The following is a 15,465-nucleotide window of genomic DNA, read 5'->3' as shown; positions in this document are numbered from 1 at the left end:
CGTACGGCACAAAAACATGTAGTGTGGGGTTTTTGAGGCCAGTGGCCTCAAAAACGAAGTGCCCACCCAATGTTCGAATAACACGACACATAAAAGCACAGGATTAAAAAATGAAAGTTTTCTACGACAAAGACTGCGACCTCTCCCTCATCAAAGGCAAGAATGTCGCCATCATCGGCTACGGCTCGCAAGGCCACGCACACGCCCAGAACCTGACGGAATCGGGCGTCAACGTCACCGTCGGCCTGCGCCGCGGCGGCGCGTCGTGGAGCAAGGTCGAGCAGGCCGGCATCAAGGTCGCTGAAGTCAACGAGGCAGTGAAAGCCGCCGACGTCGTCATGATCCTGCTGCCGGACGAGAACATCGCCGACGTGTACAAGAACAATGTTGAGCCGAACATCAAGCAGGGCGCCGTGCTGGCGTTCGCGCACGGCTTCAACGTGCACTACGGCCAGGTCGTGCCGCGCGCCGACCTCGACGTCATCATGGTCGCACCGAAGGCCCCGGGCCACACCGTGCGCGGCACCTACCGCCAGGGTGGCGGCGTGCCGCACCTGATCGCCGTCTACCAGGACAAGTCGGGCGCAGCGCGCGACATCGCCCTGTCGTACGCGATGGCCAACGGCGGCGGCAAGGCCGGCATCATCGAAACCAACTTCCGTGAAGAAACCGAAACCGACCTGTTCGGCGAGCAGGCCGTGCTGTGCGGCGGTACCGTCGAGCTGATCAAGGCCGGCTTCGAGACGCTGGTGGAAGCCGGCTACGCGCCGGAAATGGCCTACTTCGAGTGCCTGCACGAGCTGAAGCTGATCGTCGACCTGATCTACGAAGGCGGCATCGCCAACATGAACTACTCGATCTCGAACAACGCGGAATACGGCGAATACGTCACCGGCCCGCGCGTCGTGACCGAAGACACCAAGAACGCGATGCGCCAGTGCCTGAAGGACATCCAGACCGGCGAATACGCCAAGTCCTTCATCTTGGAAAACAAGGCCGGCGCCCCGACCCTGATCTCGCGCCGCCGCCTGACGGCCGAGCACCAGATCGAAGAAGTCGGCGCCAAGCTGCGCGCGATGATGCCGTGGATCGCCAAGAACAAGCTGGTCGACCAGTCGAAGAACTGATCGGCATTCTCAGCTGATATCAAAGTCGCCCCGCTTGCCGGGGCGATTTTTTTTGTGTCCTTCGTTTGCAATCATTTGCAACTTTCCATTACATAAACTCGACTTTCGCGCCAAACCGGTTATCGTTCTCCTGCCGCGGCAGCAGCCGCGCATGCCATCAAGGAGAACAACGATGTCCATCAAAAAACTCGCCCTGTTGTCGGCGCTGAGTGTCGCGCTGTCCGCGCAAGCCCAGACGGCCCCGGCCGCCGCCACGGGCGGCACCCTCGTCATCGTGCCCGCGTTCGGCGAAGTGAAGCATGCCAACGACGAAGCCACCGTCACGTTCGCCGTCGAGGAGCAGGACAAGGACCGCGCCGCGGCCACCGCGCGCGTCAACCAGAAGATGAAGCAGGGCACGGACGTCGTGCGCCACGAAGACCCGCAAGCCCAGCTCAAGACCGTCGGCTACTACACATACCCGGTGTATCCGGAAGCGCCGGAGGGCCCGCGCCCGCTGGCGAACCAGGCCGCGCGCCGCGCGCCGATCGGCTGGCGCGTCGGGCAATATCTCGAAGTGAAGACGCGCAACCTGCAGGCGCTGCCCAGGACGGCCGCCGCGGCGCAGAAGATCCTCAACCTGAACGGCATCGACTATCACCTGAGCCCGGAACTGGCGAAACGCCTCGACGACGAGCGCATCGCCGCGACATACCGCAACCTGAACGAGCGCATCGCGTCCATCGCGCGCGCGATGGGCCGCAATGTGGGCGATGCCGTCATCGACACGGTCGACTTCGAAGGGAGCGGCAATTACGCGGGCGGGCAGGCCGAGGCGGCGGCGCCGGCGATGATGCGCATGTCGGCCAAGCGCTTTGATGCGGCCGAGATGCCGGAACCGAGCTTCGAGCCGGGCGAGACGACGTTGCAGATGCGTCTGGTCGGCAAGGTGAAATTCCGCTGACGGTAGCCGTTCGCTAACACGGGGGTGCCAAAGATATAATGACGTGGTCCGCGCCGCCGGCGCATTGTTTAGAAAAAGAAACCTATGCCGACACTTCCCCGACGCCGCAAACCAGGCGCCATCAAGGCGCCACGCTTCGCCCGCTTCAGCCGCGTCCGCAAGTCCGACGCCGCCGCGGCCCGCCCGCGCCGGGGCATTTATCTGTTGCCGAATGCCTTCACGACGGCCGCGCTGTTCGGCGGCTTCTACGCGATCGTGATGGCGATGAACCAGCGCTTCGACCACGCCTGCTGGGCCGTGTTCATCGCCATGGTGCTGGACAGCCTGGACGGCCGCGTGGCCCGCCTGACGAACACGCAATCCGAGTTCGGCGCGCAGTACGACAGCCTGTCCGACATGGTGTCGTTCGGGGCCGCGCCGGCCCTCGTCATCTACGAATGGTCGCTGCGCGGCCTGGGCAAGCTGGGGTGGATCGCCGCCTTCGTCTACTGCGCCGGCGCCGCGCTGCGCCTGGCCCGCTTCAATACGAACATCGAGGTCGTCGACAAGCGCTTCTTCCAGGGCTTGCCGAGCCCGGCCGCGGCGGCCCTCGTCGTCGGTTTCGTGATGATGATGACGGACCCGGACATCAACGTCAGCGCGCGCAAGGTCGACTGGATCTCGTGGGGCATCGCGCTGTTCGCCGGCCTGACGATGGTCACCAACGTCCCGTTCTACAGCTTCAAGGACGTCAATTTCCGCAAGTCGGTGCCGTTCATCGTCGTGTTCCTGATCGCCCTCGCGCTGGCGCTGCTCGCGATCGACCCGCCCAAGGTATTGTGGCCGCTGTTCGTGATGTACGGCCTGTCCGGCTACGCCGTGTACCTGTGGCGTCTCGCCAAGGGCAAGCCCGTCAGCATCATCCAGACGGATGAGGAAACGCTCGATCCCAGCGAGCGGCGCTGACGCGGGGCCAAGAAAAAATGCCCCGGGCGGGGCATCGTATGGAACGGGACCGTTGACGGTCCCGTCGTCGTTTTCTGCCGGCGTCAGCTTGCCTTCGTACCAGACTTGCCTTGTTGCTGGCCTTGTTGACCGGCCTGCGCGCCGCCCTGGACGTTGCCACGGAACGTACCGTCGCGCGCATCGGCTTCGACGTGCACGCCGCCCTCCGCGCCGTTGCCGGCGCTTTGCAGGTTGCCGCGGTGGATACTGCTATTCGCGTCACCCTGCTGGAACGGATCGCGGAAATTCTTCAGCGTGTCCTGCTGGGTGCGCAGGCTGTTCTGCGTTTCTTCGGACGCGGCGCGTGCCACCTCGTCGGCCAGGGACTTGGCCGTGCGCGACGTCTGGGGCACGTGCTGCTCGGCGACCCGGGCCAGTTCGACCTGGGAGTCGGCCACGACGCGCGACAGATGCTGCTGGTAGGCGCGCAGCTTTTCCGCTGCCGGTTGGGCGCGCGATGCGGCGGCCGAGAGCGCCTCGGTCGGACGCGTGGTGGTCAACAGTTGTTGACTGGCGATATTCGTCTCTTCGAGTAGCGTCTGGCTCAGCTGGATGTTGGCTTCGACGATGTTCTGGATCGAACGCGAGAACGACTTCGACACATCGTTGAGAAAGGCGACCTGTGCATCCAGGTGCGAACGAACTGCGGGCGTAACGGATTGCGGGAATAGGAACATGGATGACCTCATAAAAGTGTATCCGCTCTATAAAATGCGATGCCTTGGCACAAAGATGCTTAAAGTCAATTGATATCGACGATACTGCACCGCACAATCGCGCTGCACTGCAAAAGTGCGTTCAAGCGCGAGTTCGTTAGGCTAGACGTTTTTCGCGAGATTTCAAGCGCGTTTTCAATCGTGCGCGCCACATGTTTGACCTGTATCGTCGTTTTCCCGCTTTGTCGGTCAATATATTTTTTTGTTCTAAATCTGTTGGGCATTAACGACGTATTGCTGCATTGCAGCAGGTCTGTCGAGGGAGCACGTTGCCGGCCGAATAGCCGGGTATCGGTCGTGCGCCGTGCGCCATTCAGTCGCGCGCCGTGCGCCATTCCTGTGCGTTGGCCGTCGACTCGTGCTCCGGGCAGTTGGTCTGCCGCCACTTGCCGTGCTTCTCGATCATGTCGATGCTGGTCGCGGGCGAGCGCTCCGTCATGCAATAGGTGCTGCCGCCCGTGACGATGCGCGTGCGGCGGGCGCCGTCGCCCGTGTTGTTAACCAGTTCGTCCATGCCCGGGGCCAGGCGGGCCGCGGCCGCGATCCCGTTGCGCATGCGGATCTGCGGACTGTCCGGCGGTGCCACGATGTAGGGTCGGTTTTCCTTGCGCAGCGCGCGGTCGACGGCGCCGGCGTCGCGGCGCGCGCGTTCCAGCAGCGTGCCGGCGGCGGGCGGGGCGGGCGGCGCCGGCGGCGCGAGTGCGTCCGCGGCCGGGGCGTTCACGGTGGGCGGTGTGGCCGGCGCGGTGGGCCGCGCCAGCGTGATCGCGTTCGCGCGCGCAACCGCGTGCGACCGGGCGGGCACCGCACGTTCTTCCTCGCGGCGCGGCGTCGGCACGGCCGGTGCCGGCAACCGTATCCACTGGATCGTCGTGCGCCGCGGTTCCGGCGCGACGGTGAACGTGTGGCGCGTCGCCTGCCAGCCCAGGATCAGCAGGGCATGCACGAGAACAGTCATCGCGATGCCGACGTGGCGGCGGTCGCGCGGCGGCGGCAGGGCAGGAGCGGTGGCGAACATATCGCCCCAGTATAGCCAGCGCCCGCCGCCGGATTCTCACAGATTGTTGCGCCGGTGCCGGCGCGAGCGGTCAGCGGAAGCGGAAGCGCTCGTCGTACATCGGGTCCGGTCCGTTGAGCATCTGGCGCACGACGCCCTGTTCGTCGAAGTGCACGCTCATCAGCGAGTTCCACACGCCGGCTTCCTTGTAGCGGTAGGACCAGACTTCGTAGTTGTGCACGTGCACGCGCCCGATCTCGGCGGGGCGGCCGAAGTGGCGCAGGATGTCATCGCGGGTCCAGTGGTCGACTTTCACCTGCGCGAAGTTCTCGCTGGTGAGCACCTGGTCGTACGAGATCAGCCGGCCGTCCGGGCCGATGTGCGCCATGTACTGGAATTGCCCCATCGGCTGGCCGCGGTATTCGAGCATCTGCCCGCCGTCCGGCAACGGATAGGCGGCGTTCGGCTGGCCCAATGCCGCCGTGACTTCAGCCAGCGGCGCGCCCGCGGGCGGCGGTTGCCGGAACAGCGTGGTGCAGGCCAACAGGGCCAGCGCGGCGGCGAGTGCCACGCCGGCCGCGCGCAAGGTGGAAGGGAACGAGGTAGTCATCGGCGTCACATGCCTTTCGAGCGGGTGTCGAGCAGCGGGTCGGGGGTGTTGTCCATGTGATGTACCTCGCCCCGTCCGTTGAAATAAACGTTCATGTACGAATCCCAGACGCCGTCCTGCTTGTAGCGGTACGACCACACCTCGTAGCCGTTCGCGCGCTCGCGCCCCATCTCGGCCGGCCGGCCGAAGTTGCGCAGGACGTCGTCCTTCATCCAGCGGCCGGGCTGCACCTTGGCGAAGTTCGCGCTGGTGAGCACCTGGTCGTACGACACGAGGCGACCGTCGGCGCCGATGCGCGCCATGTGCTGGTACTGGCTCATGGGCTGGCCGCGGTATTCCAGTACCTGGCCGCCGTCGGGATCGGGATAGACGGCGTCCGGCCTGCCCAGTTTCGCAGTCACCTCGGCCAGCGGCGTGCCGGCCGGCGGCGTGCGGCTGAAGGTCCCGCAGGCGGACAGGGAGAGGGCGAGGGCGCAGGCGGCAAGGATCTTGGTCTGAGTGGTCATTGTATGGTCGCGTCATCGGGCATGCCAAAACGGCATCGCCAACCTGGGGGATTTTAGCGGAAGCGGCGGAAAAACTGGCTTCGCCTCGCGTTTTCCCCTATACTTCCCGGTCTTGGCCTTCCGGCCAGGATTTTTATCAATTCACGGTGCGCTGGGTTCCGACTCTTGCACCGCATGTGAAAGGCAACATCATGACCGTAGAAAACATCAACAAGGCCGCGATCATCGCGGACAACGCACGTGGCCAGAACGACACCGGTTCGCCGGAAGTCCAGGTCGCACTGCTGACCGCCCGCATCAACGAACTGAACGGCCACTTCAAGGAACACCAGAAGGATCACCACTCCCGCCGTGGTCTGATCATGATGGTCAACCGTCGTAAGAGCCTGCTGGCTTACCTGAAGCGCAAGGATCTGAACCGTTACCGCGACCTGATCGCCAAGCTCGGCCTGCGTAAGTAATCAGCAGTTCCCGAGCATTGCGCCAGACGGCTCAAGCTTCGAAATGCCTGCGTCAGTTTCACTGCCGCGGGCATTTTTCGTTTTAGCCGTTGTTGAGTTTTACCCTGCAGTAAGTTGGAAGTCAGTCGAGGTCAGGGCACACCCGTGAAAACCGGGCTCTGACCCCGAAAGAAAAGTAGGAAAAAGTAGTTGAGGTGAACGACAGCGCCTGAAAATCTGTCGGCAAATAGAAAGGGATTACCCATGTTTAACAAAGTTACGAAAACCTTCCAGTACGGCGACCATACCGTCACCCTCGAGACCGGCGAGATCGCCCGTCAAGCCAGTGGCGCCGTCCTCGTGTCGGTCGAAGACACCGTCGTTCTCGCGACCGTGGTGGCCAAGAAGGATGCCAAGCCGGGCCAGGATTTCTTCCCGCTGACCGTCGACTACATCGAGAAGAGCTATGCCGCCGGCAAGATCCCGGGCGGTTTCTTCAAGCGTGAAGGCCGTCCGTCGGAGAAGGAGACCCTCACGTCGCGCCTGATCGACCGTCCGATCCGTCCGCTGTTCCCGGAAGGCTATCTGAACGAAGTCCAGGTAATCATCCACGTCCTGTCGGTCAACCCGGAAATCGATCCGGACATCCCGTCGATGATCGGCGCCTCGGCCGCCCTGTGCGTGGCCGGCATCCCGTTCAACGGCCCGATCGGCGCGGCCCGCGTCGGTTACGCGAACGGCCAGTACATCCTGAACCCGACCACCACCCAGCTCAAGACCTCGCAGATGGACTTGGTCGTCGCCGGTACCGAGCACGCCGTGCTGATGGTCGAATCGGAAGCGCAGCAGCTGTCGGAAGAAATCATGCTGGGCGCGGTCGTCTACGGCCACGAGCAGATGAAGGCCGTGATCGACGCGATCCACGCGCTGGTCGAAGAAGGCGGCAAGCCGGAAGTCGAATGGGCACCGGCACCCAAGAACGAATCCCTGATTGCCCAGGTCGCGCAACTGGCCGACGCGAAGATCCGCGACGCCTACCAGACCCGCGAAAAATCGGCGCGCCAGGAGAAACTGAAATCGCTGTCCGGTGAAGTGATGGCCGGCCTGGCGGAGCAGGGCATCGAAGCGGATGCGGCCGAAGTCGGCAACATCCTGTTCGACATGGAAGCCAAGGTCGTGCGTTCGCAGATCCTGGAAGGCGAGCCGCGCATCGACGGCCGCGACACCCGCACCGTGCGTCCGATCTCGATCCGCACCAGCGTCCTGCCGCGTACCCACGGTTCCGCGCTGTTCACCCGCGGCGAAACCCAGGCCCTCGTGATCGCCACGCTGGGCACCGGCCGCGACAGCCAGAAGATCGACGCGCTGATGGGCGAGTACACCGACGACTTCATGATGCACTACAACATGCCTCCGTTCGCCACCGGTGAAACGGGCCGCGTGGGCACGCCGAAGCGCCGCGAAATCGGCCACGGCCGCCTGGCCAAGCGCGCGCTCGTCGCCGCGCTGCCGGCGCCGGAAGAGTTCAGCTACTCGGTCCGCCTGGTGTCGGAAATCACGGAATCGAACGGTTCGTCGTCGATGGCTTCCGTCTGCGGCGGCTGCCTGGCGCTGATGGACGCGGGCGTCCCGATGAAGGCCCACGTGGCCGGCATCGCGATGGGCCTGATCAAGGAAGGCGGCAAGTTCGCCGTCCTGACCGACATCCTGGGCGACGAAGACCACCTGGGCGACATGGACTTCAAGGTGGCCGGCACCGCGAACGGCATCACGGCGCTGCAGATGGACATCAAGATCCAGGGCATCACGAAGGAAATCATGCAGGTGGCACTGGCGCAAGCCAAGGAAGGCCGCCACCACATCCTGGCCGAGATGCAGAAGGCCATGCCGACCGTGAAGACCGAGCTGTCGGACTTCGCACCGCGCCTGATCACCATCAAGATCAACCCGGAGAAGATCCGTGACGTGATCGGCAAGGGCGGCGCCGTCATCCGCGCGCTGACCGAAGAAACCGGCACGCAGATCGACATCACCGACGAAGGCATCGTGACCATCGCTTCGGTCGACGCCGCCGCCGGCCAGGAAGCCAAGCGCCGCATCGAAGAGCTGACCGCATCGGTCGAAGTGGGCAAGACCTACGACGGCACCGTGCTGAAGCTGCTGGACTTCGGCGCCATCGTCCAGGTCATGCCGGGCAAGGACGGCCTGCTGCACATCTCGCAGATCGCCAACGAGCGCGTCAACGCCGTGGCCGACTACCTGAAAGAAGGCCAGCAGGTGCGCGTGAAGGTCCTCGAGACCGACGAGCGCGGCCGCCTGAAGCTGTCGATGAAGGCAGCGGCTGCGGATGACGCGGCTGTGGCGCAGTAAGCCCCCAGCCGGCTGTTCGGCCGAACAAAACCGCCAGTGCGTGAGCCTGGCGGTTTTTTTATGGTCGCTTTATTCATGAGATCAAAACGGGTCATTGACACGCTTGATATCTCGGTCATTGCGCGCAACCGAGATATTGCAAACTGGAATGACCAGTATTTGAACATGAAATTGGATTTATATCTCATCCATTCGCATACTGTCCATACAGTCCAACGAAACGGAGATGAGAAATGAACGTCGCAAAAAACATGGAATTCGTTTTTATCGCAGCAGTCGTCGTCGCCACGAGCCTGGCGAACGCGTTCGCGGCGCCCGCCGCCCCGCTCGAACTGGCCGCCACGTCCGCTTTCGTGAAAGCGCCGGCCCCGGAAGCGCCGGCCATCACCATCGTGGTCGTCGGCAAGCGCTTGACGGCCGCACAGAAAGCCAAGCGCACCGTCTGATGGTCGTGTCAATCAGCAGCGACGCCCTCCATGGCGGCGTCGCCTGCTGTAGCAGCAGTCTGTAATCCTTCGCCGCCTACCCCCGCCGCGTCCTGCACGGGACGCCCGTCCCCCCGCAGAATTCACCCCCCTTCCGCTTTTACTAAAAGAAATTTCCCCAAGTTACGAGTTGGTGAAACGTGTGACGCCGCGCGTCCTTAAACTGCAAAATAAATTCAGGTTTCCCCGCCTATCGTGTCGTGTAGTCCAGGAAATGGATGGTATAGTTGGTCATTTGACAGAGTTGCCTGGAACCTAAAGGTCTCCATAGGGCACAACTTTTCACGACGAAAAAGGACAACAGATGACGAGCCAAGACTACGCAAACCGCATCAGCCAGCTCATCCAGGATCACCAGGCCGACATCGGCGCGGAGTGGATCGAGCAGCTCGAAGCGTTGACCTTGCGGTCGAATGCCGTCTCGAAAGAACAGCTGCGCAAGCACTGCCAGCAATTCCTGGCCGCTTTCTCCACCGCCACGCGCGGCGGCGAGCTGCAGAACATGGAGCACCGTTCGTGGGACGAGGTGCGCGACATCCTGAGCGAGATTTCGTCGACCCGCGCCAGGGGCGGCTCGACCCCGAGCGAGACGGCGACGTTCGTGTTCTCGCTGAAGCAACCGGTGTTTGCGCGCCTGAACCAGGGCTTCGCGAACGATCCGGCCGCGCTGGCCAGCGCGTCCTGGACCATCAGCTCGCTGCTCGACAAACTGGGCCTGTACACCATCGAGGTGTTCCAGCGCGCCCGCGACCAGATCATCGTGCGCCAGCAGCAGGAATTGCTGGAATTGTCGACACCCGTCGTGAAGCTGTGGGACGGCATCCTGGCGCTGCCGCTGATCGGCACGCTGGACTCGGCGCGTACGCAAGTCGTGATGGAAAACATCCTGCAGAAGATCGTCGACACGGGCGCCGCGATCGCCATCATCGACATCACCGGCGTGCCCACCGTCGACACGCTCGTGGCGCAGCACCTCATGAAGACCATCGCGGCCGCGCGCCTGATGGGTGCCGACTGCATCATCAGCGGCATCCGCCCGCAGATCGCGCAGACCATCGTGCACCTGGGCGTGAACCTCGAGGACGTCGTCACCAAGGCCACGCTGGCGGACGCATTCCTCATCGCGCTGGAGCGCACCGGCACGTCGGTCGTCAAGCGCCACGCCGCCGCCGCGTAAGGACCGCGCATGGAACGCATCCCGATTCTCCGCATGGGCGACTTGCTGCTGGTGACGATCCAGGTCGACATGCACGACCGCCTGGCGATGACCTTGCAGGACGACCTGACCGAACGCATCGTGCGCGACCGCGCGAAGGGCGTGCTGATCGACATCTCGGCCCTCGACCTGGTCGACTCGTTCATCGGTCGCATGATCAGCAACACGGCCGCGATGGCGCGCGTGCTCGATGCGCAGACCGTGGTGGTCGGCATGCAGCCGGCCGTCGCGATCACGCTGGTCGAGCTGGGGCTCACGCTGCACGGCGTGAAGACGGCACTCAACGTCGAGAAGGGCATGGCCCTGCTGGGAAAGACTAATTTTTGATGAGCGCGGCTCTGAACAATGCGGTGAGCTTCGCGTCCGAGCTGCTCGAACGGCACCGCCCGCATCGCACCGAACGCACGGCGCTGCCGCTGCGTTCGGACGAGGACGTCGTCGCCTTGCGCAAGCACGTGCGCGAGCGCGCCGTCGCGATCGCGCTGTCGCTCGTCGACCAGACCAAGCTGGTGACGGCGGCCAGCGAGCTGGCGCGCAACACGCTCAAGTACGGCGGCGGCGGCATGGTCTACCTCGATGTGCTGACGGACGGCTTCCGCAAGGGGGTCGGCCTGATCTTCGTCGACGACGGCCCTGGCATCCCCGACCTCGCGATGGCGCTGCGCGACGGCTTCACGACGGGCGGCGGCCTCGGGCTCGGACTCGGCGGGTCGAAGCGCCTCGTCGACGAATTCGACATCGATTCCCGTGCGGGGGAGGGCACTGCGGTGTCGGTCGTCAAATGGAAACGCTGATCAGCTCGCTGTCTCCGCAGCTCAACTTCTCCGTAACCCACGCCAGCGACGTCGCGGCCGCGCGCCGCGCCGGACAGAAACTGGCGGATTCGCTCGGTTTCGACGACGTCCAGGCCGGCCGCCTCGCGATCGTCATCACCGAAGCCGCCACCAACATCCTCAAGCACGCGGGCGAGGGCACGGTCACGATCATGCGCACGCAGTCCGGCGTCGCGATGCCGGGCGTGGACGTCGTCGCCGTCGACAACGGACCCGGCATCGGCGACCTCGAATTTTCGCTGCGCGACGGCATCTCGACGGCCGGCACGGCGGGCACGGGCCTCGGCGCACTGCGCCGCCAGTCGGACGAATTCGACGTCTGGACCCGGCATGGCCGCGGCGCCGCGTTCTTCATGCGCGTGTGGCGCGGCACCACGCCGCCGGAGCCCTGCGGCATGGAGGTCGGCGCGCTGTGCACGCCGCTCGCGGGCGAGGAAGCGTGCGGCGACGGCTGGGCCGTCAGCTGCAATCTCGACGGCGCGACCCTGCTCGGCGTGGACGGTCTCGGTCACGGTCCGGAAGCGGCGAAGGCCGCGGCGGGCGCGATCCAGGCGCTGGAACAACGGCCCGCCGCTCTGCCTTCCGAGGTGCTGCACACGGCGCACGACCTGCTGCGCATCACGCGCGGCGCGGCGTTGTCCGTCGCGCGCGTCGATTACGGCGTCGGCGAGGTGCGCTTCGCCGGCATCGGCAACGTGAACGCCATCGTCCACGACGGCACGGTGCGCCGCGCGCTCGTCTCGCACAACGGCATCGTCGGGCACAACATGCGCAAGGTGCAGGAATTCACGGCCCCGTTCCCGCCCGGCGCGCTGTGCGTGCTGACCTCCGACGGCATCCAGACGCAGTGGGACCTGGACGATTATCCCGGCCTGCGCGCGCGCGCGCCCGCGCTCGTGGCGGCCATCCTGATGCGCGACTTCATCCGCCGCCGCGACGACGCGATGGTGCTGGTCGCGCGCCGGAGAATCACATGACGAACGTGCAGCGCATCCTCGCCATCGGCCTGGGCAACGAACAGGACATCGTGCTCGTGCGCCAGCGCGCGCGCCAGGTCTCGCACCTGCTCGGGTTTTCGCAGCAGGACCAGGTGCGCATCGCCACCGCCGTCTCGGAAGTGGCGCGCGGCGCCAGCCAGGCCGGCTTCGGCGGCCGCGCCAACTTCCTCATCCGCGACGTCGAGCGGCGCCAGTATCTCGAGGTGACGATCGGCGCCGGTAGCGGCGCGCAGGGTCCGGGCAACGGCATGCCGTTGAAGGACGACGCGGTCGTCACGGCGCACCGCCTGATGGACGAGTGCGAGGCGGCGGAGGGCGTGATCACCATGCGCAAGCTGCTGCCGCCGCAGTCGTGGGTCGGCTCCGGGCGCCTGTCCGAGATCGCGGCGCAGCTGGCCAAGGACAGCCCCGTCGCGAACACCTACAACGAATTGCAGCTGCAGAACCGCGAGCTGGTCACCACGCTGGCCGAGCTGCGCGAGCGCCAGGAAGACCTGCTGTCGCTGACGCGCGAGCTGGAAGACACGAACCGCGGCATCGTCGCGCTGTACGCGGAGATCGAGGACAAGGCCGAGCGTCTGCGCCGCGCCGACGAGATGAAGTCGCGCTTCCTGTCGAACACGAGCCACGAGCTGCGCACGCCACTGTCGTCGATCCGCGCGCTGGCCAAGCTGCTGCTGGACCGCATGGACGGCGACTTGACGCCCGAGCAGGAGCGCCAGGTGCGCTTCATCGAGACCGCCGCCGCCGACCTGTCGGAACTCGTCAACGACCTGCTCGACCTGGCCAAGATCGAGGCGGGCCGCGTCGAGGTGCAGGTGGCGCCCGTCGTCGTGGACAATCTGTTCCGCGCGCTCAAGGCGATGCTGCGCCCCCTCGTCGACGAGGCGAGAGTCGACCTGGTCTTCGAGTACTCCGACTTCACCGAGCCGTTCGATTCGGACGAGGGCAAGATCTCGCAGGTGCTGCGCAACTTCATTTCGAACGCCCTGAAATTCACCGAGCAGGGCGCGGTGACCGTGTCGGCTTTCCACGACCGCGCCGCCGACACCATCACCTTCGCGGTGGCCGATACCGGGATCGGCATCAGCCCGGACAACCTGCAGCTGATCTTCGAAGAGTTCAGCCAGATCGAACATCCGCTGCAGCGGCGCAGCAAGGGCACCGGCCTCGGCCTGCCACTGTGCCGCAAGCTGGCGGATCTTCTCGGCGGCCGTGTGGACGTGGTCAGCCAGCCAGGCGCCGGCTCCACGTTCAGCCTCGTGCTGCCGCGCCTCTTCCCGGCCCAACCCTCGCCGCGCAACGAAGGAATCTGAGGAACGCACCATGACTACCCCGACTTTGATCCTCAACGTCGACGATAACGACGGCGCCCGCTACGCCAAGACCCGCATCCTGCAGAGCGCCGGCTTCGAGGTCGTCGAGGCGAGCAATGGCACCGACGCGCTGGCCGTCGTCAAGCGCGGCGGCATCGCGCTCGTGCTGCTCGACGTGAAGCTCCCGGACATCAACGGCATCGAAGTGTGCCGCCGCATCAAGGCCGATCCGGACAGCGCGATGGTGCTCGTGCTGCAGACGTCGGCCGCGCTGACGGGCCGCGCCGACAAGATCCGCGGGCTGGAAGGCGGCGCCGACAACTATCTCGCCGCGCCGATCGAGGCCGACGAGCTGATCGCCAACGTCAACGCGCTCTTGCGCATGCGTCAGACCCAGAGCGCGCTGCGCGAGAGCGAGGAGCGCTTCCGCCAGCTGACCGACAACATCGAGGACGTGTTCTGGATGTTCTCCGTGCCGGCGCGCACGCTCGAATACGTGAGCCCGGGGTACGCGGCGATGTGGGGCCGTCCCGTCGAGCTACTTACGCGCGAGCCGTCCAGCTGGATGACGGCGGTGCATCCGGACGACCGCGCCTACGTCGCGTCGCTGTGGGAGCGGTTGCCGTCCGCGCCGCATTACGACGCCGAGTTCCGCGTCACGCTGCCGGACGGCTCGCTGCGCTGGATGCGCGACCGCCTGTTCCCGGTGCGCGACTATCGCGACGAGGTGTATCGCGTCGCGCGCGTGACGAGCGACATCACGCGCCGCAAGGAGATGGAAGCGCTGTTGCGCGCGGCCGACGCCAACAAGAACGAATTCCTCGCGACGCTCGCGCACGAGCTGCGCAATCCGCTGTCGCCGATCCGCAATGCGGCGGCGCTGCTGGGCGCGTCCGGCCACGGCGCCATCGAGCGCCAGGCGCGCGCGCGCGAAGTCATCACGCGCCAGGTCGACCACCTCGCGCACCTCGTCGACGACCTGCTCGACGTGGCGCGCATCTCCGAGGGCAAGATCGCGCTGCGCCAGGAAGAAGTCGACTTGAAAGGCGTGATCGCGCAAGCCGTCGAGACGGCCGGCCCCCTGATCGCGGCGCGCGAGCACAAGCTGGAGGTGATCCAGCCCGACCGCCAGATCTGGCTGATGGGCGACCCGGTGCGCCTGGCGCAGTCGATGGGCAACCTGCTGCACAACGCGGCCAAGTTCACGTCCAAGGGCGGCCGCATCAAGGTCGAGGTCACGCTGCTTGACGGCGCCGTGCGCATCGCCGTGCAGGACAACGGCATCGGCATCGCCGAGGACAACCTGTCGCGCATCTTCGGCATGTTCGCCCAGGCCGCCGTCCCGCCGGACCGCGCGCCGGAAGGCCTCGGCATCGGCCTGTCGCTCGTCTCGCGCCTGCTCGAGATGCACGGCGGCCGGCTGTCCGCGACGAGCCCGGGCATCGGGCTCGGCTCCACGTTCACCGTCGAACTGCCGGTGCTGCGCACGGCCGCGGTGGGGACGGATGCGGTCCATGCCCCGTCGACGCAACCGGCGCCGTCGTCCGGCGGGCGCAAGGTCCTCCTCGTCGACGACAACGTGGACGCCATGGAGATGATGGCGTTCCTGCTGGCCGAGATGGGCTACGAGGCCCACACGACGGCGGATGCGGGCAACCTCGTGCAGATGGCGCTGTCGCTGCGGCCGGACGTGATCGTGCTCGACATCGGCCTGCCGGGCGTGGACGGCTACGAGCTGGCGCGCATGATCAAGCGGCAGCCGCAGCTGGCCTCCATCCGGCTCGTGGCGCACACGGGCTACGGTTCGCCGGAGGACCGGCGCAAGGCGCAGGAGGCGGGTTTCGACGCGCACCTCGTCAAGCCGGCCGAACTGGCGGATCTGGAGAAAGCCCTGCAGGGCTGATCTTTCGGCCGCCTTTGAGCT

The 15,465-nt window shown here is 65.5% G+C and carries 16 protein-coding genes; 12 read left to right on the top strand and 4 right to left on the bottom strand.

All coding sequences use genetic code 11. The features are described 5' to 3' along the window. The first annotated feature begins 110 nt into the window (after positions 1-110). The 3 genes from ilvC (at position 111) to pssA (ending at position 3,015) form a co-directional block, all read left to right on the top strand. Positions 111-1,127 (top strand): ketol-acid reductoisomerase, encoded by a 1,017-nt coding sequence (ilvC, locus tag BVG12_RS11330; RefSeq protein WP_075792475.1) that lies wholly within the window; start codon positions 111-113, stop codon positions 1,125-1,127. Between the two features lie 172 nt (positions 1,128-1,299). After that, positions 1,300-2,070: an SIMPL domain-containing protein gene (locus BVG12_RS11325; RefSeq protein WP_075792474.1), complete on the top strand. Its 771-nt coding sequence runs from the start codon at positions 1,300-1,302 to the stop codon at positions 2,068-2,070. An 84-nt stretch (positions 2,071-2,154) separates the two neighbouring features. After that, positions 2,155-3,015 carry a CDP-diacylglycerol--serine O-phosphatidyltransferase gene (pssA, locus tag BVG12_RS11320; protein ID WP_075792473.1) on the top strand — a complete coding sequence of 287 codons (861 nt, stop codon included), beginning with the start codon at positions 2,155-2,157 and terminating at the stop codon, positions 3,013-3,015. 83 nt (positions 3,016-3,098) lie between these two features. Here pssA and BVG12_RS11315 read toward each other — a convergent pair whose 3' ends face one another. The 4 genes from BVG12_RS11315 to BVG12_RS11300 form a co-directional block, all read right to left on the bottom strand. After that, positions 3,099-3,731: a phasin family protein gene (locus BVG12_RS11315; protein WP_075792472.1), complete on the bottom strand. Its 633-nt coding sequence runs from the start codon at positions 3,729-3,731 to the stop codon at positions 3,099-3,101. Between the two features lie 352 nt (positions 3,732-4,083). Then, positions 4,084-4,788 (bottom strand): hypothetical protein, encoded by a 705-nt coding sequence (locus tag BVG12_RS11310; RefSeq protein ID WP_075792471.1) that lies wholly within the window; start codon positions 4,786-4,788, stop codon positions 4,084-4,086. Positions 4,789-4,858: 70 nt separating this feature from the next. Next, the gene (locus BVG12_RS11305; RefSeq protein WP_075796309.1) at positions 4,859-5,377 is read right to left on the bottom strand and encodes a hypothetical protein; all 519 of its coding nucleotides are present in this window, start codon (positions 5,375-5,377) and stop codon (positions 4,859-4,861) included. Positions 5,378-5,382: 5 nt separating this feature from the next. Next, positions 5,383-5,883, bottom strand: coding sequence for a hypothetical protein (locus BVG12_RS11300; RefSeq protein WP_075792470.1), 501 nt, complete (start codon positions 5,881-5,883; stop codon positions 5,383-5,385). A gap of 191 nt (positions 5,884-6,074) precedes the next feature. On the opposite strand from BVG12_RS11300, the gene rpsO reads away from it, so the two are divergent. The 9 genes from rpsO to BVG12_RS11255 all read left to right on the top strand — a co-directional run bounded on the left by rpsO (position 6,075) and on the right by BVG12_RS11255 (position 15,444). Continuing rightward, positions 6,075-6,344 (top strand): 30S ribosomal protein S15, encoded by a 270-nt coding sequence (gene rpsO / locus BVG12_RS11295; protein ID WP_036230908.1) that lies wholly within the window; start codon positions 6,075-6,077, stop codon positions 6,342-6,344. A gap of 243 nt (positions 6,345-6,587) precedes the next feature. Further along, positions 6,588-8,693, top strand: coding sequence for a polyribonucleotide nucleotidyltransferase (gene pnp / locus BVG12_RS11290; RefSeq protein WP_075792469.1), 2,106 nt, complete (start codon positions 6,588-6,590; stop codon positions 8,691-8,693). 233 nt (positions 8,694-8,926) lie between these two features. Next, positions 8,927-9,139 (top strand): hypothetical protein, encoded by a 213-nt coding sequence (locus tag BVG12_RS11285; RefSeq protein WP_075792468.1) that lies wholly within the window; start codon positions 8,927-8,929, stop codon positions 9,137-9,139. Between the two features lie 343 nt (positions 9,140-9,482). Next, positions 9,483-10,355: an STAS domain-containing protein gene (locus BVG12_RS11280; protein ID WP_075792467.1), complete on the top strand. Its 873-nt coding sequence runs from the start codon at positions 9,483-9,485 to the stop codon at positions 10,353-10,355. A gap of 9 nt (positions 10,356-10,364) precedes the next feature. After that, complete coding sequence (locus BVG12_RS11275) at positions 10,365-10,721, top strand: STAS domain-containing protein (protein WP_036230674.1); 357 nt, start codon at positions 10,365-10,367, stop codon at positions 10,719-10,721. After that, positions 10,721-11,188 carry an anti-sigma regulatory factor gene (locus BVG12_RS11270; protein ID WP_083684913.1) on the top strand — a complete coding sequence of 156 codons (468 nt, stop codon included), beginning with the start codon at positions 10,721-10,723 and terminating at the stop codon, positions 11,186-11,188. Before BVG12_RS11275 ends, BVG12_RS11270 begins: the two co-directional genes overlap by 1 nt. After that, positions 11,176-12,204, top strand: a complete 1,029-nt coding sequence (locus BVG12_RS11265) for an ATP-binding SpoIIE family protein phosphatase (protein WP_075792466.1) — start codon at positions 11,176-11,178, stop codon at positions 12,202-12,204. The genes BVG12_RS11270 and BVG12_RS11265 overlap by 13 nt, the downstream gene beginning before the upstream one ends. Next, positions 12,201-13,541: an ATP-binding protein gene (locus BVG12_RS11260; RefSeq protein ID WP_075792465.1), complete on the top strand. Its 1,341-nt coding sequence runs from the start codon at positions 12,201-12,203 to the stop codon at positions 13,539-13,541. Before BVG12_RS11265 ends, BVG12_RS11260 begins: the two co-directional genes overlap by 4 nt. A gap of 10 nt (positions 13,542-13,551) precedes the next feature. Continuing rightward, positions 13,552-15,444 carry a hybrid sensor histidine kinase/response regulator gene (locus tag BVG12_RS11255; RefSeq protein WP_075792464.1) on the top strand — a complete coding sequence of 631 codons (1,893 nt, stop codon included), beginning with the start codon at positions 13,552-13,554 and terminating at the stop codon, positions 15,442-15,444. Positions 15,445-15,465 lie beyond the last annotated feature (21 nt).

Origin of the sequence: Massilia putida, from assembly GCF_001941825.1 — a bacterium.
Taxonomy (GTDB): Bacteria; Pseudomonadota; Gammaproteobacteria; order Burkholderiales; family Burkholderiaceae_D; genus Telluria; species Telluria putida.
The sequence above is the reverse complement of the archived record's forward strand: the minus strand, read 5'-3'. Positions and strand labels throughout refer to the sequence as shown.